Here is a 24,680-nt window from a genome sequence, read left to right as displayed (position 1 = left end):
ACTGCCTGATGCCCAGCGTACGTCTCGCCGATGGCGACCTGAACTACCGGCTGGAGGGCCCCGAGGGCGCCCCCGTGCTGATCCTGTCCAATTCCCTGGGCACCAACCTGGCCATGTGGGACGACCAGGCCGCCGCCTTCAGCGAGCGCTTTCGCCTGCTGCGCTACGACACCCGCGGTCACGGCGCCTCCCTGGTGACGCCCGGCCCCTATCGCATGGATCAGAACGGCCGTGACGTCCTGGCCCTGGCCGACGCCCTGGGTATCGACCGCTTCGCCTTCTGTGGCCTGTCCATGGGTGGCTCCATCGGCCAGTGGCTGGGCATCAACGCCCCCGAGCGGGTCACCCGCCTGGTGCTGTGCAACACCGGCGCCAAGATCGGCACCCCCGAGGTGTGGAATACCCGCATCCAGACCGTCGAAGCCGGCGGCGAGCAGGCCATGCGCGACCTGCGCGACGCCTCCATCGGCCGCTGGTTCACCCCCGATTTCTCCAGCGCCAAACCGGATCGGGTCGACCGCATCGTCGCCATGCTCGCCGGCACCTCGCCCCAGGGCTATGCCGCCAACTGCGCGGCGGTACGCGACGCCGACTTCCGCGAGGTGCTGGACGCCATCCAGGCCCCGACGCTGATCGTCGCCGGCACCCACGACGCCGTGACCACCCCGGCCGACGGGCGCTTCCTGCAGGAACGCATCCCCGGCGCCGAGTACGTCGAGTTTCCCGCCGCCCACCTGTCCAACGTGCAGATGGGCACTGCCTTTACCCAGCGCGTGCTGGCCTTTCTCAGCGCCTGAAGGAGTCGATCTTGGACGAAAGAGAACGTTACGAAGCCGGCATGCAGGTCCGCCGCGCGGTGCTGGGCGACGCCCACGTCGATCGCAGCCTGGAAAAGCTGACCCCCTTCAACGAAGAATTCCAGGAGATGATCACCCGCCACGCCTGGGGCGATATCTGGACCCGCCCGGGTCTGCCGCGGCACACCCGCAGCCTGATCACCATCGCCATGCTGATCGGCATGAATCGCGAAGGCGAATTGCGCCTGCACCTGCGCGCCGCCCGCAGCAACGGGGTGACGCGGGAGGAGCTCAAGGAGCTGATCATGCAGAGCGCCATCTACTGCGGCATCCCGGCGGCCAATGCCACCTTCCATCTGGCGGAGGCGGTGTGGGATGAGTTGGGGGTGGAGTCGCTGGAGGGGTGAGTTTCCCCCCTTTGGCCCCTGTTTGGATGATGCCCGCCGGGTTGGATTTGGCGGGCGTTGGTTGTTGGGCGTAGGTTGGGTTGAGCGTTAGCGAAGCCCAACGCCTGTGCTATTGGGTGCCAGGGCTGGTTATCGAGTGCTTTGAAGGTTCTTGTTTCGCCCACCCGGGCGACTCACTTTTTGCAGTCGCCAAAAAAGTAAGCAAAAACGCTTGCCCCGATCATCCGGCCCTCCGCTTCGCTCCGGGTCCGCTCACACCAGCGCCGTTCCGGGGTCTTTCCAGATGGGCCGTCCCTGGCCCACTGGACCTCTCGCCGCATCCCTGCGGCTCGACCCACTCCACGACGCTGGCGTTCGCCCTGCTGAACGGGGCGATTCATGCGCCTGATGCCGTGGGTGCAAACCGGTAGGGTGGACAACGGCGCAGCCTTGTCCACGTGTTAAGCGTTACTCCGTAAGTGGAAAACGCTGCGCGGTTTTCCACGCTACGAATCTTCTGAATACGGAAGCCTCAGGCTGGCGCTCCGTCCCCGTCAGTGAGGCCGAACTGTTGGGGTGTGCTTTCTTTTGCTTACTTTTCTTTGCACCGGGCGGCGATCCGCAAGCAAAGAAAAGTGAGTCGCCGGCCAGGCGAAACCAGGGGCATCAGCAGAACTCAATAAACAGCCAGGGCACCTGCACGGCGCGCAGTTCAAGGCTGAAATCATGCCCTTATCGCGGTCATGGACCGCTCCTACAGCAGGAGTTTGAAACTGTAGGAGCGGTCCATGACCGCGATAGGGCAGTCGCTCTGTACGAAGGCAGCCCTGCCCAGCCACAGGGCCTCAGGCCCCTTACTTGGCCACTACCCGCGTAATCCGATCCCCCTCGGCATCATCCTGCCCCTTGGCCTTGTTGACTGCGTAGACCACGCCCTTGCCATCCACCACCGCGTGGTTGGGGTAGGTGCCCAGTTCCAGGTTGGCCTTGATGGTGCCGTCCGGGTCGACCACGGTCAGGGTGCCAGCGCCACGGTTGGTCACGTAGGCCAGGCGCTTGACCGGGTCGAAGGCCACGTTCAGCGCCCCGGCACCGGTGGTGACGTTGTGCAGGGTCTTGCCGGTCTTGGCGTCGACGATCAGCAGGTTGTCGCTGCCCTGGGCGGTGATGAACAGGCGATCGGTCTGGGGATCGTGGGCCACGCCCATGGGGGTCTTGGCGCCCTGGATCGGGAAGACCTTCTCGACCTGCTCGGTCTTGGCGTCGATCACCGCGGCTTCGTTGGTCTTGAGGCTGACGGCGTAGAGCTTGTGCACCGCCGGGTCCAGGTGCATGCCGACCACGGCGAACTGCTCGCCGCGCACGCCCGATTCGATGGCGATGTGCTTGCGCACGGCCGGGGTCTTGGCGTCGAAGCTGACGATGTCCGGGGTCATGGCCGCCGAGGCGAAGGCGCGGTCGAGTTTCTCGTCGACCACCACGGTGTGGGCATGGGGCACGAGGCCGGGTTCGAATTGCTTGACCAGGCCCAGGTCGCTCTGGCGATAGACCGCCACGGTGTTCTGCCGGGTATTGGTGGTCCAGACGGTGCCGTTGCGATCGTCCACGCCCACGCCGTAGACGGCGTAGACACCGGCGTCCTCGCCCGGGGCGGCGGCCGGGGTGATCTGGCGCTGGATGGACAGGTCCTTGGGATCGAGCTTGAGCAGCTGCGAGACCTTGACCGGCGGGCGGCCCACGGCCGATGTGACGAAGAGGGCGCCGGTCTTGGCGCTGCTGTCCACCTGGTAGAGGCCGGGGACCAGTTTGACCGCGGTGAGGCTATAGGCCTCGGCGCCGGACAGCGGCACCACCGGCGAGACCTTGAGCGGGAAGACCGCGGCGCCCGAGGGCTGGGCGGTGCTGATGACGATGGGGTGCTGGCCGGGTGTGGCGTCTTCGGGGATGCGCAGGGTCGCCTTGAAGTTGCCCTGGGCGTCGGCCACATAGGCGGCGTCGGGGTTGAGCGCCACGCCACCGCGCGACAGGGTGATCTGCTGACCGGGGGTGAAGCCACGGCCGTCCAGCGCGACCTCGCTGCCGGCCAGGATGGCGGTGCCGGTGACGGGACTGGCCTTGATCTCGCCGTGGTAGTCCGGATCGGGGGCTTCGAAGCTGGAGCGCGCCTGGGCGGCTTGCCCGCCCAGCGCCAGCAGGGCGGCCAGCAGGGTGACGGAAAAGACGCGCCGGCCCTTGGCCGAAGACGCTGGAGCGATGTTCATCAGGGATTCCTTGTAGCGGCGATCAAGATACCCGCGCCAGAGCGCCGGGCAGCGGAGGCCCTCCTGGGCTAGGTCATGTTAAGGCGAAAGCGAAATACTTGCATTTAGATTTGCAGGTTTTACGCTTTGTCGCTGTCCGGCGTATCGAGGGTGCGCTGCATCAGGCAGGCGCCGGCGCCATAGCCGGCCAGCTTGGCCTCGAGCGCGGCGTCGGCCGGAACCGGGTGATAGTGATGGCGCTGCCAGTAGCCGATGGCGTTGGACAGCGACACCAGCCGCCCCTGGCGCAGGCGGGCGCGTCGGGCCTGGCCCTTGGCGTGGCGATAGAGCCGCCCGGCCACGCCCTGGCCCTGGGCGGCGGGATGCACGGCGCAGTCGTGCAGGAACCAGGTCGAGGCCGCGCCCGGCAGCTGCTCCAGGCGGGCGCCCAGCACCGGTGGCAGGCCGTCGTCCCAGGGATAGGCGATCAGATAGCCCTGCAGCCGCGCCTCGGCGTCCAGGGCCGCCCAGCAGTGTTCCGGGGCGAGCTCCAGGCGATTGGCGTAGAAGGCGTGGTCTTCGAGCAGGTCGGCGGGGTAGTTGGCCGCCTGGATGGCGAGGACGGCCGGGAGGTCGGCGGGACGCAGCGGGCGTATCGAAGGCATGACGAGGCGGGGGAAAAGGTCCGGCCGGGCAGTATGGTCACTGCCCGGCCGGGAGGCAAACGCCTCGGAGCCGTGGGTGGTGAGTCCCGTCGCTAGCCTGCGCCTTGGCGCGGGGACCTGGATTCCAGCGGCGACCTTGGCGTGCCTGGCGCCGCCGCCGGCCCTAGGCCTTGGCGATCAGCCGCGAGTTGCGCTCGTTCCTGAAGTGCAGATCTTCGATCCGCTGGGTCGCGGTCTCGGCTTCCTGGCGGGCGGCGAGGATGAGGTCGTGGTGCGGGGACTTGGCGCAGACCGGGTCGGCGTTGCGTGCATCGCCGGTGAGCATGAAGGCCTGGCAGCGGCAGCCGCCGTAGTCCTTTTCCTTCTCGTCGCAGGAGCGGCAGGGCTCGGGCATCCAGTCGTAGCCGCGGTAGACGTTGAAGCCGAAGGAGTCGTACCAGATGTGCCTGAGGTCCTGCTCCTTCACGTTGGGGAAGGCGATGGGCATCTGCCGGGCGCCGTGGCAGGGCAGGGCGGTGCCGTCCGGCGTGATGGTCAGGAACAGCTTGCCCCAGCCGTCCATGCAGGCCTTGGGGCGCTCTTCGTAGTAGTCCGGGGTGACGAAGATCAGCTTGCAGGGGTGGTTCTCGGCCTTGAGGCGCGCGCGGTAGTCATTGGTGATGCCTTCGGCGCGCTCCAGTTGGGCCCTGGTCGGCAGGAGACCGGCGCGATTGCGCTCGGCCCAGCCGTAGAACTGGCAGGTGGCGAGTTCGACGAAGTCGGCTTCCAGGGCCAGGCAGAGGTCGATGATCTGGTCGATGCGATCGATGTTGTGCCTGTGGGTGACGAAGTTGAGCACCATGGGATAGCCATGGGCCTTGACCGCCTTGGCCATGGCCAGCTTCTGGGCGAAGGCCTTCCTGGAGCCGGCCAGCAGGTTGTTCACCTGTTCATCGCTGGCCTGGAAGCTGATCTGGATATGGTCCAGGCCGGCTTCCTTGAATTCGGCGATGCGCGCCTCGGTGAGGCCGATGCCGGAGGTGATGAGGTTGGTGTAGTAGCCCAGCCGGCGCGCCTCGCGGATCAGTTCGGCGAGGTCCTGGCGCACCAGGGGCTCGCCGCCGGAAAAGCCGATCTGGGCGGCGCCCATCTCCCGCGCCTCGGCCATCACCTTGAACCACTGTTCGGTGGTCAGCTCACGACCCTGGGCGGCGAAGTCCAGGGGATTGGAGCAATAGGGGCACTGCAGCGGACAGCGATAGGTGACCTCGGCCAGCAGCCACAGCGGCAGGCCGACGTTGTGCTTGCCTATCGCCGGTGGCTGCGGGAGTTGCATGGGCACTCCAGGCAATTGAGAAGTGCCTGCGCTCGGTGATGCAGCGTTAGAAACCCGCTCGGAATGCTCATTTACCATTTGTAAACTCCGCTTCCTCGCGGGTTTCTGCCTTGCCTAACCTTCGCTCGGCGACTTCTCGAATAAGGCTTAGCCGAGCAGGAGCCAGTGCTCTGCACGAGCGACCTCCATGAATTGTTCGACGTCGGCGCCCAGCTCGGGCACGCCGGGGAAGCGTTCGTCGAGGACGGCGATGATGGCGGCCACGTCACGCTGGCCGTCGATCAGCTCGCCGATGGCGGCGGCGCTGTCGTTGAGCTTGATCATGCCCTCGGGATAGAGCAGCACATGGGCGTCCTGCGCCGGCTCGAACTGGAAGCGATAGCCGGGGCGCCAGCGCGGCACCTGGGTGCGGTCGAAGCTCATAGGTCGATTCCTCGGTGCCAGCGGCGCTCGGCGGTGACGCTGTGATAGGGCGGGCGGTGCAGTTCGTAGGCCATGCTCATGGCGTCGAGCATGGTCCAGAGGATGTCCAGCTTGAACTGCAGGATCTCCAGCATGCGCTGCTGGGACTCCCAGGTTGTGTAGTGCTGCAGGGTGATCTGCAGACCGTGCTCGACGTCGCGGCGGGCCTGGCCCAGGCGGGTGCGGAAGTACTCGTAGCCGGCCGGATCGATCCAGGGATAGTGGGTCGGCCAGGCGTCCAGGCGCGACTGGTGGATCTGCGGCGCGAACAGTTCGGTCAGGGAGCTGCTGGCGGCTTCCTGCCAGGAGGCGCGACGGGCGAAGTTGACGTAGGCGTCCACTGCGAAGCGCACCCCGGGCAGCACCAGTTCCTGGGAGAGCACCTGCTCGCGATCCAGGCCGGTGGCCTCGGCCAGGCGCAGCCAGGCCTCGATGCCGCCTTCGCTGCCGGGCTCGCCATCGTGGTCGAGGATGCGCTGCACCCATTCGCGACGGATCTCGCGATCCGGGCAGTTGGCCAGGATGGCGGCGTCCTTGAGCGGGATGTTGACCTGGTAGTAGAAGCGGTTGGCCACCCAGCCCTGGATCTGCTCGCGGCTGGCGCGGCCCTGGTACATGGCCACGTGATAGGGGTGGTGGATGTGGTAGAGCTCGCCCTTGGCGCGCAGGGCGGCTTCGAATTCGGCGGGCGTAAGGGCGTCGGGCATGGCGTTCACAACTCGATGGACATGCCGTCCCAGGCGACTTCCACGCCCTGGCGCGCGACGATGGCGCGCTCGGGGGAGTCTTCGTCCAGGATCGGATTGGTGTTGTTGATGTGGATCAGCACCTTGCGCTGGCGCTCGAAGCCGGCCAGCACCTCCAGCATGCCGCCGGGGCCGCTCTGCGGCAGGTGGCCCATCTCGGTGCCGGTGCGGGTGCCCACGCCGCGACGCTGCATCTCGTCGTCGGTCCAGAGGGTGCCGTCCACCAGCAGGCAGTCGGCCTGGCCCATCAGCTCCAGCAGGGCGGCGTCCGGCTGGCCCAGGCCCGGGGCATAGAACAGCTTGCCGCCGGTGCGTCGGTCGTGGACCAGCAGCCCCAGGTTGTCGCCCGGGTGCGGATCGTGGCGATGGGGCGAATAGGGCGGCGCGGCGCTGCGCAGCGGGAAGGGCGTGAATTCCAGATTCGGACAGGCCGGGATGGTGAAGCTGCCGCTCAGGGCGATGGGCTGCCAGCTGAGCCCGCCGTTCCAGTGTTCGAGCATGTTGAACAGCGGAAAGCCGGTGGTGAGGTCCTGGTGGACCATCTCGGTGCACCAGACCTCGTGGGGGCAGCCTTCGCGCAGGCTGAGCAGGCCGGTGGTGTGGTCGATCTGGCTGTCCAGCAGGACGATGGCGCGGATGCCGGTGTCACGCAGGGCCCGCGCCGGTTGCAGCGGGGCGAAGCCGGCCAGCTGGGCGCGGATGTCGGGCGAGGCGTTGCACAGGATCCAGTTCACCCCGTCGTCGGACAGGGCGATGGAAGACTGGGTACGGGCCTGGGCCCTGAGGGTGCCCTTGCGGAAGCCGTCGCAATTGACGCAATTGCAGTTCCACTGGGGAAAGCCACCGCCGGCGGCGGAGCCGAGAATCTGGATATGCATGGGAAAGGCTAAACCTGGAAAAAGTACGCCCCGGCGAACCGGGGCGTGGGGCGCATCAACGGTTGGCGAAGTACATGGTGACTTCGAAGCCGATGCGCAGGTCAGTGTAAGCAGGCTTGGTCCACATGGGAGGTCTCCTCTTTTGACTGCGAAAGCCGGAAGGATCCGGTCGTCAAGTCTAACAAATGTTACCTAGCTAAGGGTTTTTGCCGCGACGAATCGCTGGCGGTCCGGCGGACATAACTGTCTTACCGATCCTGCAACAGATTGACCGCCAAGGCCGGCCGACGCTCCCGGGAAAGTGTTGAAAGCTATGACATCCAGCCGGATGGCGCGCGGGCATTGGCCAGGGCGAAGCGCGGCGCGTCGCTGGCGGTGAGTTGTTGCCAGGCCTGCTGCAGAGCCCCGTCATCCAGGGCGGCGAGGGCCTGCTGCAGGGGCGCGAGATCCAGCGCCCCGCTGCGCTGGAAGCCCCACCAGAGTCGCTCGGCCAGGGCGGCGCGCTGAGGGGTGGCGGGGCTGAAGTCGCGCCCCAGCTGACGGATGTCTTCTGCCAGCGTCGTGGCCTCGGCCTGCACCGCCTTGAGGCTGTCGGCCAGGCAGCCTTCGATTTCCGCGAGGATCTCCGCTGCCCGGGCCTGGGGCGACTGCACGCCGATCAGCAGGCCGCCGTGATCGCCCAGCAGGCGATAGGCGGAAAACACCGCATAGCCCAGTTGTCGCTCGCTGCGCAGGCGCTGGAACAGCGGTCCTTGCAGGCGCGCTGCGAGCAGTCGCCAGGCCGCTTCGGTAGCGGGGCGCGCATCGGGTTGCGGACAGAACAGCAGCAGCGCCTGCTGGGCATCGGCGCTGGGTTCGTGGTGCCAGTGGCGACCGGTGCAGCCCGGCGTTTCGCCCAGCGGCTCTGCCCGGGGCTGAGGTGGCGGCGTGAGGACGGCCAGGGACGCCTGCGCCGCCTGGGGCAGGCCGCAGGCCAGGGCCTGCCAGCGCGGGTCTGCTTCATTGCTAGTCAGCGGCATGACCGCATTTAGTCGCTCGGGCAGGACCTTGAGCAACTGGCGGATCAGCATGGGCTCGATCGAGGCTGCGGGGAGCGGCTGGGAAAGGTCCAGCGCGTTCGTCAGGCGGCCGAGCGCCTGCTCCAGCACCGCCGGCAGCGCCATGGCCCAGCCCTGTAGCCGCAATTCCCAAGGTGCCCCGGGCGGACTCCAGCGCAGGGTGACGCCCGCTTCGGCGGCCAGCCGGGGCAGCGTGCCCAGTACCCGGACGTCGGGCGCGACCGGTGCCGGTCCCGGCCATTGCCAGCGCAAAAACAGCAGGCCTTCGCGCCGCTGGGGGGCGAGGGCCTGGCTGATCGGCCAGAACTGCCTCGTCGGGGCGCTCGGCGTGACGGGATCGGCGAGCAAAGGATTGATCGGAGGGAGGGCAAAGGGGACGGCGACGGGAGCTGTTGTGCACGGGGAGTCGACCAGGCCGGCGGCGAAACCGCTGAGGCGCTGCGGGACCAGTTGCGCGAGCAGCCGGGGCCAGGCGGCCTGGGCGGCCGGGGAGAGCGCCGGTTGTGGCCAGGCGTTTCCTGGCCGATCCAGCCAGAGGCGTTCACCTAGGCGCCTTGCCAGTGCCAGGGCGGGTAGGGTGGCCCAGAGGCGCTGGGTGCGTTCGGCGTGGCCCTGCTGCAGTGCGGCAAGGGGCGTCTGGCGCAGGGCGTCCAGCCAGGGGCACAGGAGGCCGGTCAGGTGGCTCGGGCTGGCCTGGGGGCCGGGCACCAGATCCAGCCGGAGCAGGCCCTGGCGGGCCTGGCGATAGGGCCAGGCGAGGCTCAGTCGTTCGGCCTGGCCCGCTTGGCGCAGGAGGGCGGGCAGGCCGCCGGGATGGTCGCCGAGCAGCAGGGTTTCCAGCAACTCCGTCGCTTCCCAGCTGCCGGGTGGCAGATCGTCGAGGGCGAATTGCACGGCCAGCGTCGGGGGCGTTGTGGCGGTGGTCTGCCAGCGTTCGCCTGCAGCCGGGAGCGCTTGGGGCGTTATGGAGCTGGGCGCCTGGCCAGGGGGCAGCAGGGCGCCCTGTTCCCGGGCCAGGTCGGCCAATTCGGCCAGCGGTTGCGGCCCGGCCAGCACCAGCAGTGCATTGTCGGCCCGGTAGTGCTGGCGCTGGAAGTCGCGCAGGGCGGCCTGGAAGGTTGAGCTCTGCAGCGGCAGGCTGTAACGGTTGCCGGCATGGAAGCCGGCGGCCGGATGGTCGGCGGGCAGGCCGGCGGCCAGGGCCAGGTCGCGGCGGGTATCGGCGCTGCGTGACCAGGCGATGAACTCGGCGTGCAGCACCTCGCGCTCGCGGCGCTGGGCGTCGGCTGCCAGCAGGGGCGCGGCGAGCATGTCCAGCAACCGGGCGAGCCCGGCGGCCAGGTGCTCGGGGGCCAGGGCGAAAAAGAAGTCGGTGGTGGTCTCGCGAGTGCTGGCGTTGAGTTCGCCGCCGAGGCGCTGCACCAGTGGCATCAGGCCGTCCGCCGCCGGATAGCGCCGGCTGCCGAGAAAGAACAGGTGTTCGAGAAAGTGCGCCAGCCCCGGAAAGGCCCGCGGCGCCTGGTGACTGCCGGCGCCGATGCGCACCAGGGCGGCGGCCTGGGGCAGCTCGGGGTCGTGCAGCAGGGCGACGGCCAGGCCGTTGGCCAGGCGCAGCCGGCGATGGAGGGGGGTGGAGGTGGGCATGGGGGTAGCTTAACCGAGTCGGGTGGAGGGGATGGAGCGGGTTTGCCCTCACCCCGGCCCTCTCCCCAACCCTCTCCCAAGGGGAGAGGGGGAGTTCGCTGCGCGGTCTCGACACCGTAGCGTGGAAAACGGCGCAGCCTTTTCCACTGGAGCCCTGGGTGCCAGGGGGCTCTCGTCCCCGTTCCCTTCCGGAAGGAGCAAAGCTCTTTTCATGGAAAGAAAAAATCCAGGCGAAAAAAATCCCGGCTGGGCCGGGATTTCGGGGTGGGGCGAGGGGGATTCCAACAGGATGTCAAAAATGCTCGAAGCATCCTCGCCCCGGACCCTCTCCCGAAGGAGAGGGGAGCTCGGGCGCGGGCGCCCTTACTTCTTCTCGGGCAGGGCGAAGGCCATCACGTAGTCACCCTGCTTGGTGCCCAGCGAGCCATGGCCGCCGGCATAGACCAGCACGTACTGGCGACCGTCCTTGCCGGTGTAGGTCATGGGGGTGGTCTGGCCACCGGCCGGCAGGCGGCCTTTCCACAGTTCCTTGCCGTTCTTCACGTCATAGGCGCGCAGGTACTGGTCCAGGGTGCCGCTCAGGAAGGCCACGCCACCAGCAGTGGTGACGGTGCCGCCCAGGCTGGGCACACCCATGGGCAGGGGCAGCGGAACCGGCGAGTTGTCGCGCACGGTGCCGTTCTTGTGCTTGTAGACCAGCTTGCCGGTGGTCAGGTCGAGACCCGCCACGTAGCCCCAGGCGGGTGCTTGGCAGGGCAGGCCCAGGGGCGACAGGAAGGCCGACAGGATCACGCCGTAGGGCGCGCCCTTGTTGGGCTGGATGCCCTCGGTCTCGCTCTTGCGCGCCGGCTGGTTGGCGATCTCTTCACGCGGTACCAGCTTGGAGGTGAAGGCCATGTAGCTGGGGTTGAGGAAGGCGATCTGACGCACCGGATCGACCGAGATGCCGCCCCAGTCGAACACGCCGAAGTTACCCGGGTAGACGATCGAGCCCTGGGTGGACGGCGGGGTGTAGATGCCCTCGTAGCGGTGCTCGCGGAAGGCGATGCGGCACAGCGCCTGGTCGAAGGGCGTACCGCCCCACATGTCGCTTTCCTTGAGGGTCGGCGCGGCCAGGTTGACCGAGGAGACCGGCTGGGTCGGCGAGGTGTGGTCGCCTTCCACCGCGCCCTGGGGCACCGGGGTTTCGGTGATCGGGTAGATGGGCTGACCGTTGGTGCGGTCCAGCACATAGATGCTGCCCTGCTTGGTCGAGGCCATCAGCGCGGGTTTCACGCCGCCTTCGGTCTTGATGTCCACCAGGGTCGGCTGACCGCCCACGTCCATGTCCCAGAGGTCATGGTGGGTGAACTGATAGTTCCAGCGCACCTTGCCGGTGGCGATGTCGAGGGCGACCACGCCGGCGCTGTACTTCTCGGAGGCCGGGGTACGGTCACCGCCCCACTGGTCGGGCATCTGGTTGCCCATGGGCAGATAGACCATGCCGACCTTTTCGTCGACGGCCATCATCGACCACATGTTGGGCGAGTTGCGGGTGTAGATGCCGTCGGCGGCGATGGGCGCGGTGGCGTCCGGATTGCCGCTGTCCCAGTTCCACACCAGCTTGCCGGTGTGCACGTCGTAGGCGCGGATCACGCCGGACGGCTCGTCGGTGGAGACGTTGTCGGTGACGTGGCCACCGATGATCACCAGGTTGCGGGTCACCGCCGGCGGCGAGGTGGAGTAGTAGCCGCCGGGCGTGAAGCTGCCCATGTTGGCGGTCAGGTCGACCTGGCCGTTGTCGCCGAAGTCGCTGCACACCTTGCCGGTGTCGGCGTTGATGGCGATCAGGCGGGTGTCGGCGGTGGGCAGGAACAGGCGGCGCGGGCAGCTGCTGGCGGCCGGGGTGCTCTGCTCGTCGACCGGGACGGCGCTGCCGGTGGCCGGGCTCTGGCCCGCGGTGGTGGTGCCGGCATAGGTGGCGTCGTCGTGGTAGGCCACGCCGCGGCAGGTCATGTGCGCCCAGCCCTTGAAGCTGTCGGCGTGCTGAGTGCTCAGCTTGGGATCGAAGCGCCAGATTTCCTTGCCGCTGTCGGGATCCACGGCGATCACCTGGCTGTGCGGCGTGCAGACATAGAGCTTGCCGTTGACCTTGAGCGGGGTGTTTTCCGCGGTGGTCTCCTGGGGATCGTTCGGGCCGGGGATGTCGCCGGTACGGAAGGTCCAGGCCGGTTGCAGCTCCTTCACGTTGTTGACGTCGATCTGCTTGAGCGGCGAGTAGCGATCACCGAAGGCGGTGCGGCCATAGGACGGCCAGTCGCCATCGGCGGCGGTCGGCGCGGCGCTCTGGGTGCCGGCGGTGTCGCGGCCCAGGTCACCGTCCAGACGGTTGTAGTTGACGAACTGGGCGACCAGGGCGACGACCGCAGCGATCACCAGGGAGCCGACCAGCGGCAGGCCGCCGCTGCGGCTGTCCAGCGGACGGCGGAACACCGGGATCAGGAGCACCAGGCCAAGGACGAACCAGAGCGCCAGGCGCGGCACCAGCTGCCACCAGTCGAACTGGACTTCCAGTACGGCCCAGGCGGTGGACATCACCAGGAAGAAGGCATAGACCCAGACCCCGCTGGCCCGCCGGATGCACAGCAGGTAACCACTCAGGGCAAGCAGCACGCCGCCGCCGAGGTAGTACAGGGAGCCCCCGAGGGTGGCCAGTTTGATGCCCAGCCCCAAGAGGGCCAGGCCCAGGAGGATGAACAGGATGCCGAGTAACCTGGCAGGCAGGCCTCCCGGTCTCGCGTTGGAAGTGACAGTCATGGCAGCGCTCGCAATGCAATCGTGAAAAGAGACTTCGACTCGATCGACGACATCGCAAATCGGAACCGCATGCGGATCTGTCGTCTGCTACGTCTGAACCTGTTGTCTGTCTTATTGTTCCACCCCTTCGCCGGCTTCCCTGGCAGGAAGTTAGAGCGGTCGCGCTGAGGCGAAGCGGGGGATGGATCGGGGGCGTCGTCTGAATCGGGCGGGTAGATAGTAAGCTAAGCATTGACTGATGTCACTTCGCGATGACGGAAGGAAGGGCCCCGTGGCGCGCCGTGCCTGCTACCATCGCGAGCCGTTTCCGCGATGCCCTCCGCCATGTCCGACGTGCTTGCCCTGGTCCAGGCGACCTTCGACGTCACCGCCCCGGTCTTCGCCCTGGTGCTGCTGGGCTGCGTGCTCAAGCGGCTGGGCTGGATCGACACCCCCTTCATCAACACCGCCTCGGCCCTGGTGTTTCGCGCCACCATGCCGACCCTGCTGTTTCTCGGCATCCTCAAGGCCGATCTCGGCGAGGCGCTGCAGCCGCTGCTGCTGGGCTATTTCGCTCTGGCCACGGTGGTGAGTTTCCTGGCCGCCTGGGGCTGGGCGATCTGGCGCTGTCCCCATGCCGATCGCGGGGTCTATGTGCAGGGCGCCTTTCGCGGCAACTGCGGCATCGTCGGCCTGGCCCTGGCGGCGACCCAGTACGGCGACTATGGGCTGTCGGTGGGCGGGATCATGGCCGGCATGGTCATCCTCTTCTACAACGTGCTCTCGGCCATCGTGCTGGCGCTCTACAGTCCGCACCTGGAGGCCAACTGGCGCACCCTGCTGCGCAGCATCCTCGGCAATCCACTGATCATTGGCATCCTGCTGGCGATTCCCTTCGCCTATTTCCAATGGCAATTGCCGCGCTGGCTGGACACCTCGGCGCGCTATTTCGCCGGGCTCACCCTGCCGCTGGCGCTGATGTGCATCGGCGCCACCCTATCGCTGGCCTCGCTGCGCGAGAGCAGCGGTCTGGCGGTGGGCGCCAGCCTGTGGAAGATCGTCTGGATTCCGCTGCTGGGCGTGCTGGGCGCCCTGGCGCTGGGCATCCAGGGACCGGCGCTGGGCATTCTCTTTCTCTACCTCGGTTGCCCGACGGCGGCGTCGAGTTTCGTCATGGCCCGCGCCGCCGGCAGCAATGCCCAGCTGGCAGCGACCATCGTGGTGCTCAGTACCCTGGGCGGGATGCTGACCACCAATCTGGGGTTGCTACTGCTGAAAGGTTTCAGCCTGCTGTAGGGCACGCCGCCCAGACATCGGCGTTGTGAGAACGTTTATCGGTTGGCGCCAGCTAAAAGTCGGATTTATGCGTAATAGTGCGGCCTCGACCGTCCCCGGTCGATTTGCCCTCTCGATGCCTATCGCAATAAGTATGTGCGAGGAGAGCGGCCGCCCACTCCCCAAGTCTTACGTGTGGTAACCATGAAACGCTCGCTCCAATTCAGCCACAAGATCCTGCTGGCGGCCGCCCTGGTGGTGACCCTGGCCCTGGCCGGCTTCGCCAGCTTCAACGCCTATCTGCAGCGCCAGGCCATCACCCAGAGTCTCGAAGCCTCGCTGGGCGAGATCGGCCGCATCACCGCCGGCAACATCGCCTACTGGCTGGACGCGCGGGTCAAGCTGATCGACAGCCAGGCCCAGGCGCTCAGCCGCGACAGCAGCCCGGCCAACGTGGTGGGCCTGCTGGAAGAGAAGCTCTACACGAGCAACTTCGATTCCACCTACCTGGGAGAGGTCGACGGCACCTTCACCGACCGCCCCCATACCCCCATGGAGGCCGGTTACGATGCCCGCCAGCGCGACTGGTACAAGGCCGCGGTCAGCGCCGGCGGTCCCATCCTCACCGAGCCCTACCTGACCGCGCCGCCGCAGAGCTTTCTGTGCATCACCATTGCCGCGCCGGTCCTGCAGAACGGCAAGCTGATCGGCGTGGTGGCCGGCGACCTGGTGATGGACAGCCTGATGAAGATGATCACCTCGCTGGACGCCGGCGGTCTGGGCGAAGCCTTCCTGGTGGACGGCGACGGCAAGATCCTGGTCAGCAGCCACGCCGACCAGGTGCTGAAATCGCTTAAGGAGGTCTTCCCGGAGCAGACCCCGACCCTGGCCCCGGGCTTCCATCACGTCCTGCAGAACGGCAGCGAGCGGCTGGTGAGCTTTACCCCGGTCGCGGGCCTGCCCTCGGTCAAGTGGTATCTGGCCCTGTCCATCGACCAGGCCAAGGCCTATGCCCCGGTGACCCAGGCGCGCAACCTGGCCATCGTCGCCACCCTGGTGGCGGTGTTCGCCATCATCCTGCTGCTGGGCTTCCTCATCCGCGTCCTGCTGCGCCCGCTGCATGACCTGACCCGCGCCATGGACGACATCGCCGAAGGCGAGGGCGATCTGACCCGCCGCCTGCCGGTGCAGTCCCGCGACGAATTCGGCGCCCTGGCCGAAGCCTTCAACCACTTCGTGGCGCGCATCCACACCTCGATCCGCGACGTGGCCCAGAGCACCGGCGAACTCAACCAGGGCACCCGCCGGGTGCTGGAGGCCTCGCAGTCGTCCATGCAGCAGTCCGACATCCAGGCCCAGCGCACCACCAGCGTGGCCGCGGCGATCAACGAACTGGGCGCCGCCGCCCAGGAGATCGCCCGCAACGCCGCCCATGCCTCCGGCGAGGCCAGCACGGCGCGCGCCCAGGGCGAAGAGGGCCGCGAGGTGCTCGACGAAGCCCTGCACGCCATGCAGGCACTGTCGAGCAAGATCGGCACCAGTTGCGAGCATATCGAAGCGCTCAACGGCAAGACCGCCAATATCGGCCAGATCCTCGAGGTCATCCGCGGCATCTCCGAGCAGACCAACCTGCTGGCGCTCAACGCCGCCATCGAGGCGGCGCGGGCCGGTGAGGCCGGGCGTGGTTTCGCCGTGGTGGCCGACGAGGTGCGTTCCCTGGCCAGCCGTACCCAGAGTTCGGCGCAGCAGATCCAGCAGATGATCGAGGAGCTGCAGAGCGGTTCGCGCGACGCCGTGGCCCTGATGCAGGAAAGCCAGCGGCAGAGCGCCCACAGCATGCAGGTGGCCAAGCGCGCCGGCGAGCGCCTGGGCAGCGTGACCGAGCGCATCGGCGAGATCGACGGCCAGAACCAGTCCGTCGCGACGGCGACCGAGGAACAGACCTCGGTGGTGGAGACCCTGAACATGGACATCAGCGAGATCAACCTGCTGAACCAGCAGGGCGTCGACAACCTCCAGGCCACCCTGGCGGCCTGTACCGCCCTGGAAGCCGAAGCCGGGCGTCTGCAACGGCTGGTGGGCGGCTTCCGGATCTAGAGCGGTTGGCTGCAATAGGTCGCCGCTACGCTCAAGTAGTCTGAGTAATGCCCGATAAATAGTGCGATAGCCATGCCCTGAATCCGGCATGGCTCCCTAGCTACGGACGCAGACCTGTATGAAGCGACACCTGAAATTCAGCCACAAGATCCTGCTGGTCGCGGCGCTGGTGATCACCACCGCGCTGGCCGCTTCCGCCGGTTTCAATGCCTATCTGCAACGCCAGGCCATCGACCAGAGCCTGAGTGCCAACCTCGCGGAAACCGGGCGGGTCACCGCCGGCAACATCGCCTACTGGCTGGACGCGCGGGTCAAGCTCATCGAAGGCGAAGCCCAGACCCTGGCGCGCGATCGTTCGCCCGAAGGCCTGGTCGGTCTGCTGGACCAGAAGATCTACACGGGCACCTTCGATTCCACCTACCTGGGCGAAGTGGATGGCACCTACACCACCCGTCCGCTGCGCAGCCTGCCGGCCGGCTACGACCCGCGCAAGCGGCCCTGGTACGCGGCCGCCACCGCCGCCGGCACCACGGTGCTGACCCCGCCCTATATCTTCGCCTCCTCCGGCCAGCTAGGCGTGACCATCGCTACCCCGCTGCAGCGTGACGGCCAGCTGGCCGGCGTGGTGGCCGGTGACCTCAACCTCTCGGCGCTGGTGGAAATCATCACCTCGCTCAACGTCGGCGGCCTCGGCGAAGCCTTCCTGGTCGACGGCGACGGCAAGGTGCTGGTCAGCAGCCATCCCGAGCAGGTGCTCAAGACCCTCAAGGACGTCTTCCCCGAGCAGACCCCATCCCTGCAGCCCGGTCTGCACGCCGTCACCCAGAATGGCAGCGACCGCCTGGTGAGCTTCACCCCGGTCAATGGCCTGCCCTCGGTCAAGTGGTACCTGGGCCTGTCCATCGACCAGGCCAAGGCCTATGCCCCGGTGACCCAGGCCCGCAACCTGGCCATCGTCGCCACCGTGGTGGCGGTGATCGCCATCATCCTGCTGCTGGGGCTGCTGATCCGCGTCCTGCTGCGCCCGCTGCATGACCTGACCCGCGCCATGGCCGACATCGCCGAAGGCGAGGGCGACCTGACCCGCCGCCTGCCCGTACAGGCGCAGGACGAATTCGGCGCCCTGGCCGAGGCCTTCAACAAGTTCGTGGCGCGCATCCACACCTCGATCCGTGACGTGGCCCAGACCACTTGCGAGCTGAATCAGAGCACTCGGCGCGTGCTGGAGTCTTCGCAATCGTCCATGCAGCAGTCGGACCTCCAGGCCCAGCGCACCACCAGCGTGGCCGCGGCGATCAACGAATTGGGCGCCGCCGCCCAGGAGATCGCCCGCAATGCCGCCCATGCCTCCGGCGAGGCCAGCACGGCGCGTGCCCAGGGCGAAGAGGGCCGCGAGGTGCTCGACGAAGCCCTGCACGCCATGCAGGCACTGTCGAGCAAGATCGGCACCAGTTGCGAGCATATCGAAGCGCTCAACGGCAAGACCGCCAACATCGGCCAGATCCTCGAAGTCATCCGCGGCATCTCCGAGCAGACCAACCTGCTGGCGCTCAACGCCGCCATCGAGGCGGCGCGGGCCGGTGAGGCCGGGCGTGGTTTCGCCGTGGTGGCCGACGAGGTGCGTTCCCTGGCCAGCCGTACCCAGAGTTCGGCGCAGCAGATCCAGCAGATGATCGAGGAGCTGCAGACCGGCTCGCGCGACGCCGTGGCCCTGATGCAGGAAAGCCAGCGGCAGAGCGCCCACAGCATGCAGGTGGCCAAGAGCGCCGGCGAGCGGCTGGGCAGCGTGACCGAGCGCATCGGCGAGATCGACGGCCAGAACCAGTCCGTCGCGACGGCGACCGAGGAGCAGACCTCGGTGGTAGAGACCCTGAACATGGACATCAGCGAGATCAACCTGCTGAATCAGCAGGGCGTCGACAACCTCCAGGCCACCCTGGCGGCCTGTACCGCCCTGGAAGCCGAGGCCGGTCGCCTGCAGCGCCTGGTGGGTGGCTTCCGCATCTGATTCGCGCGAAAAGTCCGCTAAAAGGGAGAGTCGACGTCAGGTCGGCTCTCCCTTTTTGCTGTCCGGAAGGTCAGGAAGACTTGCGTGAATGCCGATCTTTCCTCGACCACTCGTCAGAAACAGTAAAACTAATTAGCGCGTGAACTTGCTCTGGACTGCCGCTTTGCACGCACCCGCCGCTGCGCTTCAGCCCGGCGGCCGATCCGCGGTATCAAGAAAGCCTTTTTTCCCGCCGATGGGCTAGCTGTTACCGCCAGGTCTGGTGGAGGCCCCGTTCCGTTCGCGCTTCCCGCTCCTGGCACCGCCTAACCAACGGCGTGGCACCTTTTGCCACCAGGGGCTCCATGTTCAGCAGGCTGTGCAAATCCTCTCGCGTACGCTGGAGTCTCGGCGTCTTTCTGTTCGGCGTCCTGCTGACCAGCCTGACCATGCGCCATCTGACCGAGCGCAACGATCAGCAGGTGCGCAGCGCCCTCGACGACGTCGCCGACGACGTTCGCGATCAGGTGCTGGACCGGCTGCGCATCTACGAATACAGCCTGATCGGCATGCGCGATGTGGTGGTGGTCGCCGGGGGCGGTCTGTCGCGCGAGCTGCTCGGCGATTACGGGCGGGTCCACGACCTGGGCCAGGAGTTTCGCGGTGCCCGCGGCGTCGGCTTCATCCGCCGCGTGCCTGAGGGCGAGGAGGCCGCCTTTCTTGCCAAGGCCCGTGCCGATGGCGCGCCCGAGTTCACCATCCATCCCTTCGTCCCTCACGCAGGCGATCGCTATGTCGTCCAGTACCTGGAGCCCGCCTGGCGCAATCTGAAGGCCATCGGCATGGACGCGGCGTCCGATCCCATCCGCCGCGAGGCCGCCGTGCTGTCCATGCGGCACGCCGACATCCACCTCACCGGTCCGTTGCAGCTGCAGGCTTCCTCGCCGCCGGAGCCCGGCTTTCTGATGCTGCTGCCGATCTACCAGGGCGGACGCCCTCCGGTCGAGCCGGCCGCCCGCGAGGCGGCAACCCTGGGGTGGTCCTATGTGCCCCTGAGCATCGAGGAAATGTTCGGTAGCCTGCGCCTGAACATCCCCGGCGTCATCATCCGCCTGAGCGACGTGACCGTTCCCGAGGCGCCCAGCCTGTTCTATCGCCAGGGCGAGGACGAGCAGGAGGCCGAAGGGCTGTCCGAGCGACGGCTGGTGCAGGAGGTCTATGGCCGGCAATGGCAGCTGGCATTCACCGCCACCCCGACCTTCGTCGCCGCCCAGCACCTGGTTTCGGTGCCGCTGGTCCATCTGGTCGGCAAGCTGGTCAGCCTGCTGGCTGCCGGCCTCACCTTCGCCGTGCTGACCACGCGCCAGCGGCGGCGCCAGTATCAGCAGGACCAGGCCAACCTCACCGCGGTGGTGGAAAGCTCCTCCGACGGCATCATCAGCAAGGACCTCAACGGCGTGGTACTGAGCTGGAACCACGCGGCGGAAGAGCTGTTCGGCTATCCGGCCAGCGAAGCCGTGGGCCAGCGCCTGCTCGATCTGGTGGTGCCCACCGAACTGGAACACGAGGAGTGGTGGGTACTCGAACGCATCGGCCGAGGCGAGCCGGTGCCGCACTTCGAGACCCGTCGCCAGCACCGCGACGGTCACCTGATCGATGTGCTGGTCAGCGTCTCGCCCATGCGTGGCCGTGACGGCCGAGTGGTCGGCGCCTCCAAGACGGTGCGTGACATCTCGCTGCAGAAGGCCGCCCAGGCCGAGATCCTGGCGCTCAACGCCCGCCTGGAAGAGCAGGTGGCCCAGCGCACCGCCGAACTCAGCCAGACCAACCGCCTGCTCGGCGACGTGCTGCGCGCGGCCTCCGAGGTGGGCATCATCGCCACCGACCGCGACGGCCTGATCACCCTGTTCAACGAGGGCGCCGAGCGGCTGCTCGGCTATCGCGCCGAGGAGGTGGTGGGGCGCTGGCACGCCAGTGACCTCCATCTGCCGGAAGAACTGGCCACCCAGGGTGCGGCCCTGGAAGCCGAGTACGGCCTGCCGGTCGCCGGCTTTCGCGTGCTGGTGGAGCGCTCCGAGCGCACCGGCGCCGACGCCCGCGAGTGGACCTTCGTCCGCCGCGACGGCGAGCACCGCGACGTCAGCCTGGTGGTGACCACCATGCGCGACGCCGGCGGGCAGATCAGCGGCTACCTGGGCATCGCCTCGGACGTCACCGAACGCAAGGCCGCCGAGCAGGAACTGGCGGCCAGCCTGGCCCTGACCCGGGCGATCCTGGACACCGCGGTCAGCCCCATCGTCACCGTCGACAGCCAGGGCCTGGTGCGCTCCTTCAACCCGGCCGGCGAGCGCATCTTCGGCTATCGCGCCGCCGAGGTGGTGGGGCAACCGGTCCGCCGGCTGATCCCCGGCTACCTGGCCGGCTACGAAGCGCTGTTCAGCTGCCCGCAGGAGATCCCCGACGACCAGGCCAGCCCGCAGGGCCAGGAGATGGAAGGGCGCCGCGCGGATGGCAGCGTCTTCCCCCTCACCCTGAGCCTGGGGGTGATGTGGACCGACGGCGAGCGCCTGGCGGTGGCCATCATCGCCGACATCACCGAGCAGAGTCGCCAGCGCCAGGCGCTGCTGCAGGCCCGCGACCAGTTGACCATGGCCGCCGACGTCGCCCAGCTGGGCATCTGGTGCTGGCAGCCCGACACCGGCCAGGTGCAGTGCAACGACCGGATGTTCGAACTCTACGAGTGGACCGATGCCCAGCGCGCCGCCGGCATCACCTACAACGACTGGCGCTGCCGCGTGCACCCCGACGACCTGGCCAGCGCCGAAGAGCGCCTGGGCGCCGCCATGGCCGGGCGCGCGGTGTTCGATCCGGTGTTCCGCGTGCGCCGTCAGGACGGCTCGCTGCGCCACATCATCGCCGGCGCCCGCACCGAGCGGGATCCGCGCGGCCGGGTGCTGCGGGTGGTGGGCATCAACCGCGACATCACCGAACAGCTGGAGCTGGAGCACCGGCTGCGCGAGGAGCGCACCCGCGCCGACCTGGCCAGCCAGGCCAAGTCGTCCTTCCTGGCCAACATGAGCCACGAGATCCGTACGCCGATGAATGCCGTGCTGGGCATGCTGCAGCTGCTGCAACGCACCGCGCTCGACGCGCGCCAGGGCGACTATCTGACCAAGGCCCAGCAGGCGGCGCGTTCGCTGCTGGGGCTGCTCAACGACGTGCTGGACTACTCCAAGATCGAAGCCGGCAAGCTGCAGCTGGATGTCCATCCCTTCAGCCTGGAGCAGGTGCTGCGCAACCTGGGCGTGGTGCTCTCGGGCAACAGCGGCGAGAAGAACGTCGAGATCAACTACCACCTGGACGCCGGGCTGCCCACCGCCCTGATCGGCGACAGCCTGCGCCTGCAGCAGATCCTCATCAATCTGGCCGGCAACGCCCTCAAGTTCACCGAGGCGGGACAGGTACTGGTCAGCGTGCGCCAGCTGTCGCGAGCGGACGGTCAGCTGCGCCTGGAATTCTCGGTGCAGGACACCGGCATCGGTATCAGTCCGGCCCAGCAGGAACAGCTGTTCCAGGGCTTCACCCAGGCCGAGGCGTCGATCAGCCGGCGCTTCGGTGGTACCGGGCTGGGCCTGGCCATCTGCAAGCGCCTGGTGGAGCTGATGGATGGCCAGCTGCAGGTGGAAAGCGAACTGGGCGTGGGCAGCCGCTTCTGGTTCGATGCCGCCCTGGCGGTGGATAGCCAGGGCGAGGCCCAGCTGGCGCCGGTACGCCGACGGGTGCTGCTGGCCGACGACAACACCCTGGTTGGCGAGGTGCTGGTGGAGACCCTGGCGGCTCTCGGCTGGCAGGTGGATCTGGTCACCAGCGGCGCCGCCGCCCTGGCGCGGGTCGCCCAGGCCCAGCAGCAGGCACAGCCCTATGAGGCGGTGCTGATGGACTGGCGCATGCCCGACGGCGATGGCCTGCTGGCGGCCCGGCAGCTGCGTGAGCGGCAGGCCGACCACCGACCGAAGGTCATCATGCTCACCGGCTTCGGTCGCGACTTCCTTACCGAGGCCCAGCAGAGCGACGATGCGCCCTTCGACGACTACCTGACCAAGCCGGTGACCCCGGCGCAGATCGTCGAGGTGGTGGAGCGCGCTCTGGGCGCGGAGATCCCGGCCGGCGTGCACGCCGCCGCGGTGGTCGACGAAAGCCATCGCCTGGCCGGCCTGCGCCTGCTGGTGGTGGAAGATAACGCCCTCAACCGCCAGGTGGCCGCCGAGCTGCTGCTGGCCCAGGGCGCCCAGGTGGAACTGGCCGAAGGTGGCCTGGAAGGCGTCGAGCGGGTGCTTTCCGGCGCGCCGCTGGACGTGGTCATCATGGACATGCAGATGCCCGACATCGACGGCCTGGAAGCCACCCGCCGCATCCGCGCCGACGGGCGCTTCCGCACCCTGCCGATCCTGGCGATGACCGCCAACGCCTCCCACACCGATCGCGACGCCTGCCTGGCCGCCGGCATGGACGACCATATCGGCAAGCCCATCGACCTGGAATTGCTGGTCGCCCGTCTGCGGCGCCTGACCGGCCAGGAGGTGAGCGCCGCGCCCGCTGCCGCCCCGGTCATCGAGGATCGCCAGGTGGAGCCCCTGAGCATCGTCCTGCGCCGCTTTGGCGGCGATGCCCGGTTGTTCGGCTCGCTGCTGGAACGCTTCGCCGAGGATTCCGCCGGCCTGCTGGAAAGGCTCGCCCAGGCCTGGCATACCGCCGACAGCGAGGCGGCGGTGGCGGTACTACACTCCCTCAAGGGCAGCGCCGGCACCATGGGTGCCCAGCGCCTGGCCGCGCGCGCCGCCGAGGGCGAACGCGCCGGCAAGGCCGGAGCAGGTGTCCCCACGGAGGTGGCGGTGGAATTGACGACCCTGCGACAACTGCTCGACGAAGCCCTCGGCGAATTGCGCGGTGCCCTGGCCGAGGTCCTGCCGCCGCCCGTCATTGCCGAAACCACAGCCGCCACCCCCACCGACACCCAGGTGGACTGGCGCGCACGCCTGAACGAACTCGAAGAGTTGCTCAGCCAGGGCAATCTCGACGCCCTGGCGCTGATCGCCGAGCTGCCCGTGCACTGCCGCGCCGAAGCCCAGGTGCGCTACGACCTCTTGCGCGCCCAGGTCGAGACCCTCGACTTCGCCGCGGCGCTCACCACCCTGCCTGACCTGAAGGAAGCCCTATGACTCCGCCGACCGCCGAGGCCGCCGGACGGCGCAGCAAACCCAAACTGCTGATCGTCGACGACCAACCGCTGAACATCCGCATCCTCCACGAACTCTTTCGCCAGGATTGCGAGACGCTGATGGCCACCAGTGGCGCCCAGGCCCTGCAACTGGCCCTGACCCAGCAGCCGGACCTGATCCTGCTCGACGTGATGATGCCCCAGCTCGACGGTCACGAGGTCCTGCGCCGGTTGCAGGCCGATCCGGCCACCGCCGCCATCCCGGTGATCTTCGTCACCGGCCAGGAGGGCCCCGACGAAGAGGTGACCGGCCTGGAGCTGGGCGCGGTGGATTTCATCAGCAAGCCGATCAATCCGGTCATCGTCCGCGCCCGGGTGCGCACCCAGCTGACCCTCAAGGCGCAGCGCGACGCCCTGCGCAGCATCGCCCTGGTCGATGGCCTCACCGGCGTCCCCAATCGCCGCCAGTTCGACGAGGCCTTGCTGCGCGGCTGGCGCCAGAGTCAGCGCGAAGGCACGCCCTTTTCGCTGATTCTCATGGATATCGATCACTTCAAGGCCTACAACGACCACTATGGCCACCTGGCCGGCGACCAGTGCCTGCGCCAGGTAGCCCAGGCACTGGGGCAGGGGCTGTTCCGCCCCTACGACCTGCTGGCGCGCTATGGCGGCGAGGAATTCGGCTGCCTGCTGCCGGGCACCGATCTGGAAGGCGCCACCCAGGTCGCCGAGCGACTGCTGCAGCAGGTGCGCGACCAGCGCCTGACCCATGGCTATTCCTCGGTGACCGGTTACGTCACCCTGAGTCTGGGCGTGGCCACGGCGCTGCCGCCCACCGCCGTCGATCCGGCCGCCCTGATCACTGCCGCCGATGCCCAGCTCTATGCGGCCAAGCACCAGGGCCGCGCCCGGGTCTGCGCCGCGGAACTGGCCGGCTGAGGCGAGGGGTGCCGAAGCACCCGCTCGGGTAACGCCGGGTAACAGAGGTCCGGGCTTTCTTCGTGGTCCAGTGTGGTGTTTCAGAAGTTCGCGCAAGAATTGGCGAGTGATTTTTGTTCTTGGGCGAGGCGCCGGGACGAGTCATAGCAGGGCTATGGCGAGGAGGGGCAACGACGTCCAAGGACAAAAAGCGCCGGC

16 protein-coding genes and 2 pseudogenes are annotated in these 24,680 nt (G+C 67.9%); 9 read left to right on the top strand and 9 right to left on the bottom strand.

Translation table 11 applies throughout. The features are described from left to right. Positions 1 to 8: 8 nt before the first annotated feature. Both pcaD and pcaC read left to right on the top strand, forming a co-directional pair. The gene (gene pcaD / locus QKY98_RS01920) at positions 9 to 797 is read left to right on the top strand and encodes a 3-oxoadipate enol-lactonase (RefSeq protein ID WP_284670267.1); all 789 of its coding nucleotides are present in this window, start codon (positions 9 to 11) and stop codon (positions 795 to 797) included. An 11-nt stretch (positions 798 to 808) separates the two neighbouring features. Continuing rightward, on the top strand, positions 809 to 1,204 hold the full coding sequence (pcaC, locus tag QKY98_RS01915; protein ID WP_093257243.1) for a 4-carboxymuconolactone decarboxylase: 396 nt from the start codon (positions 809 to 811) through the stop codon (positions 1,202 to 1,204). An 833-nt stretch (positions 1,205 to 2,037) separates the two neighbouring features. On the opposite strand, the gene QKY98_RS01910 is transcribed toward pcaC, so the two are convergent. From QKY98_RS01910 to QKY98_RS01870, 9 genes are all read right to left on the bottom strand, one after another. Next, positions 2,038 to 3,444 carry a YncE family protein gene (locus QKY98_RS01910; RefSeq protein WP_284670266.1) on the bottom strand — a complete coding sequence of 469 codons (1,407 nt, stop codon included), beginning with the start codon at positions 3,442 to 3,444 and terminating at the stop codon, positions 2,038 to 2,040. 119 nt (positions 3,445 to 3,563) lie between these two features. Beyond that, positions 3,564 to 4,088 (bottom strand): GNAT family N-acetyltransferase, encoded by a 525-nt coding sequence (locus QKY98_RS01905; RefSeq protein ID WP_027601040.1) that lies wholly within the window; start codon positions 4,086 to 4,088, stop codon positions 3,564 to 3,566. 163 nt (positions 4,089 to 4,251) lie between these two features. Next, on the bottom strand, positions 4,252 to 5,403 hold the full coding sequence (gene pqqE, locus QKY98_RS01900) for a pyrroloquinoline quinone biosynthesis protein PqqE (protein WP_197851201.1): 1,152 nt from the start codon (positions 5,401 to 5,403) through the stop codon (positions 4,252 to 4,254). A gap of 147 nt (positions 5,404 to 5,550) precedes the next feature. Further along, positions 5,551 to 5,826 (bottom strand): pyrroloquinoline quinone biosynthesis peptide chaperone PqqD, encoded by a 276-nt coding sequence (gene pqqD / locus QKY98_RS01895; RefSeq protein ID WP_267398589.1) that lies wholly within the window; start codon positions 5,824 to 5,826, stop codon positions 5,551 to 5,553. Then, the gene (gene pqqC / locus QKY98_RS01890) at positions 5,823 to 6,572 is read right to left on the bottom strand and encodes a pyrroloquinoline-quinone synthase PqqC (protein ID WP_284670265.1); all 750 of its coding nucleotides are present in this window, start codon (positions 6,570 to 6,572) and stop codon (positions 5,823 to 5,825) included. Before pqqC ends, pqqD begins: the two co-directional genes overlap by 4 nt. Before the next feature lie 5 nt (positions 6,573 to 6,577). After that, positions 6,578 to 7,489 carry a pyrroloquinoline quinone biosynthesis protein PqqB gene (pqqB, locus tag QKY98_RS01885; protein ID WP_027601037.1) on the bottom strand — a complete coding sequence of 304 codons (912 nt, stop codon included), beginning with the start codon at positions 7,487 to 7,489 and terminating at the stop codon, positions 6,578 to 6,580. Positions 7,490 to 7,544: 55 nt separating this feature from the next. Continuing rightward, a complete protein-coding gene (gene pqqA, locus QKY98_RS01880; protein WP_003243383.1) occupies positions 7,545 to 7,616 on the bottom strand; it encodes a pyrroloquinoline quinone precursor peptide PqqA in 72 nt (23 codons plus the stop codon). 184 nt (positions 7,617 to 7,800) lie between these two features. Then, positions 7,801 to 10,191, bottom strand: coding sequence for a pyrroloquinoline quinone biosynthesis protein PqqF (pqqF, locus tag QKY98_RS01875; RefSeq protein ID WP_284670264.1), 2,391 nt, complete (start codon positions 10,189 to 10,191; stop codon positions 7,801 to 7,803). 363 nt (positions 10,192 to 10,554) lie between these two features. Further along, complete coding sequence (locus tag QKY98_RS01870) at positions 10,555 to 12,987, bottom strand: glucose/quinate/shikimate family membrane-bound PQQ-dependent dehydrogenase (RefSeq protein WP_284670263.1); 2,433 nt, start codon at positions 12,985 to 12,987, stop codon at positions 10,555 to 10,557. A 333-nt stretch (positions 12,988 to 13,320) separates the two neighbouring features. On the opposite strand from QKY98_RS01870, the gene QKY98_RS01865 reads away from it, so the two are divergent. The 7 genes and pseudogenes from QKY98_RS01865 to QKY98_RS01845 all read left to right on the top strand — a co-directional run bounded on the left by QKY98_RS01865 (position 13,321) and on the right by QKY98_RS01845 (position 24,482). Then, on the top strand, positions 13,321 to 14,262 hold the full coding sequence (locus QKY98_RS01865) for an AEC family transporter (RefSeq protein WP_027598778.1): 942 nt from the start codon (positions 13,321 to 13,323) through the stop codon (positions 14,260 to 14,262). 183 nt (positions 14,263 to 14,445) lie between these two features. Continuing rightward, positions 14,446 to 15,480, top strand: a pseudogene (locus tag QKY98_RS23855) (HAMP domain-containing protein); the annotation flags it as partial. 93 nt (positions 15,481 to 15,573) lie between these two features. Further along, on the top strand, positions 15,574 to 16,338 hold the full coding sequence (locus QKY98_RS23850) for a methyl-accepting chemotaxis protein (RefSeq protein ID WP_371099683.1): 765 nt from the start codon (positions 15,574 to 15,576) through the stop codon (positions 16,336 to 16,338). Positions 16,339 to 16,456: 118 nt separating this feature from the next. Beyond that, positions 16,457 to 17,488, top strand: a pseudogene (locus QKY98_RS23845) (HAMP domain-containing protein); the annotation flags it as partial. Positions 17,489 to 17,581: 93 nt separating this feature from the next. Further along, entirely contained in the window at positions 17,582 to 18,346 is a 765-nt protein-coding gene (locus tag QKY98_RS23840) for a methyl-accepting chemotaxis protein (protein WP_371099681.1), read from the top strand. A gap of 344 nt (positions 18,347 to 18,690) precedes the next feature. Then, positions 18,691 to 23,544: a PAS domain S-box protein gene (locus QKY98_RS01850; protein WP_284670260.1), complete on the top strand. Its 4,854-nt coding sequence runs from the start codon at positions 18,691 to 18,693 to the stop codon at positions 23,542 to 23,544. After that, positions 23,541 to 24,482: a diguanylate cyclase domain-containing protein gene (locus tag QKY98_RS01845; RefSeq protein WP_169854480.1), complete on the top strand. Its 942-nt coding sequence runs from the start codon at positions 23,541 to 23,543 to the stop codon at positions 24,480 to 24,482. Before QKY98_RS01850 ends, QKY98_RS01845 begins: the two co-directional genes overlap by 4 nt. Positions 24,483 to 24,680 lie beyond the last annotated feature (198 nt).

The organism is Pseudomonas sp. HR1, from assembly GCF_030175875.1.
GTDB lineage: Bacteria > Pseudomonadota > Gammaproteobacteria > Pseudomonadales > Pseudomonadaceae > Chryseomonas > Chryseomonas oryzihabitans.
This window is presented reverse-complemented; position numbering and strand designations above follow the sequence as displayed.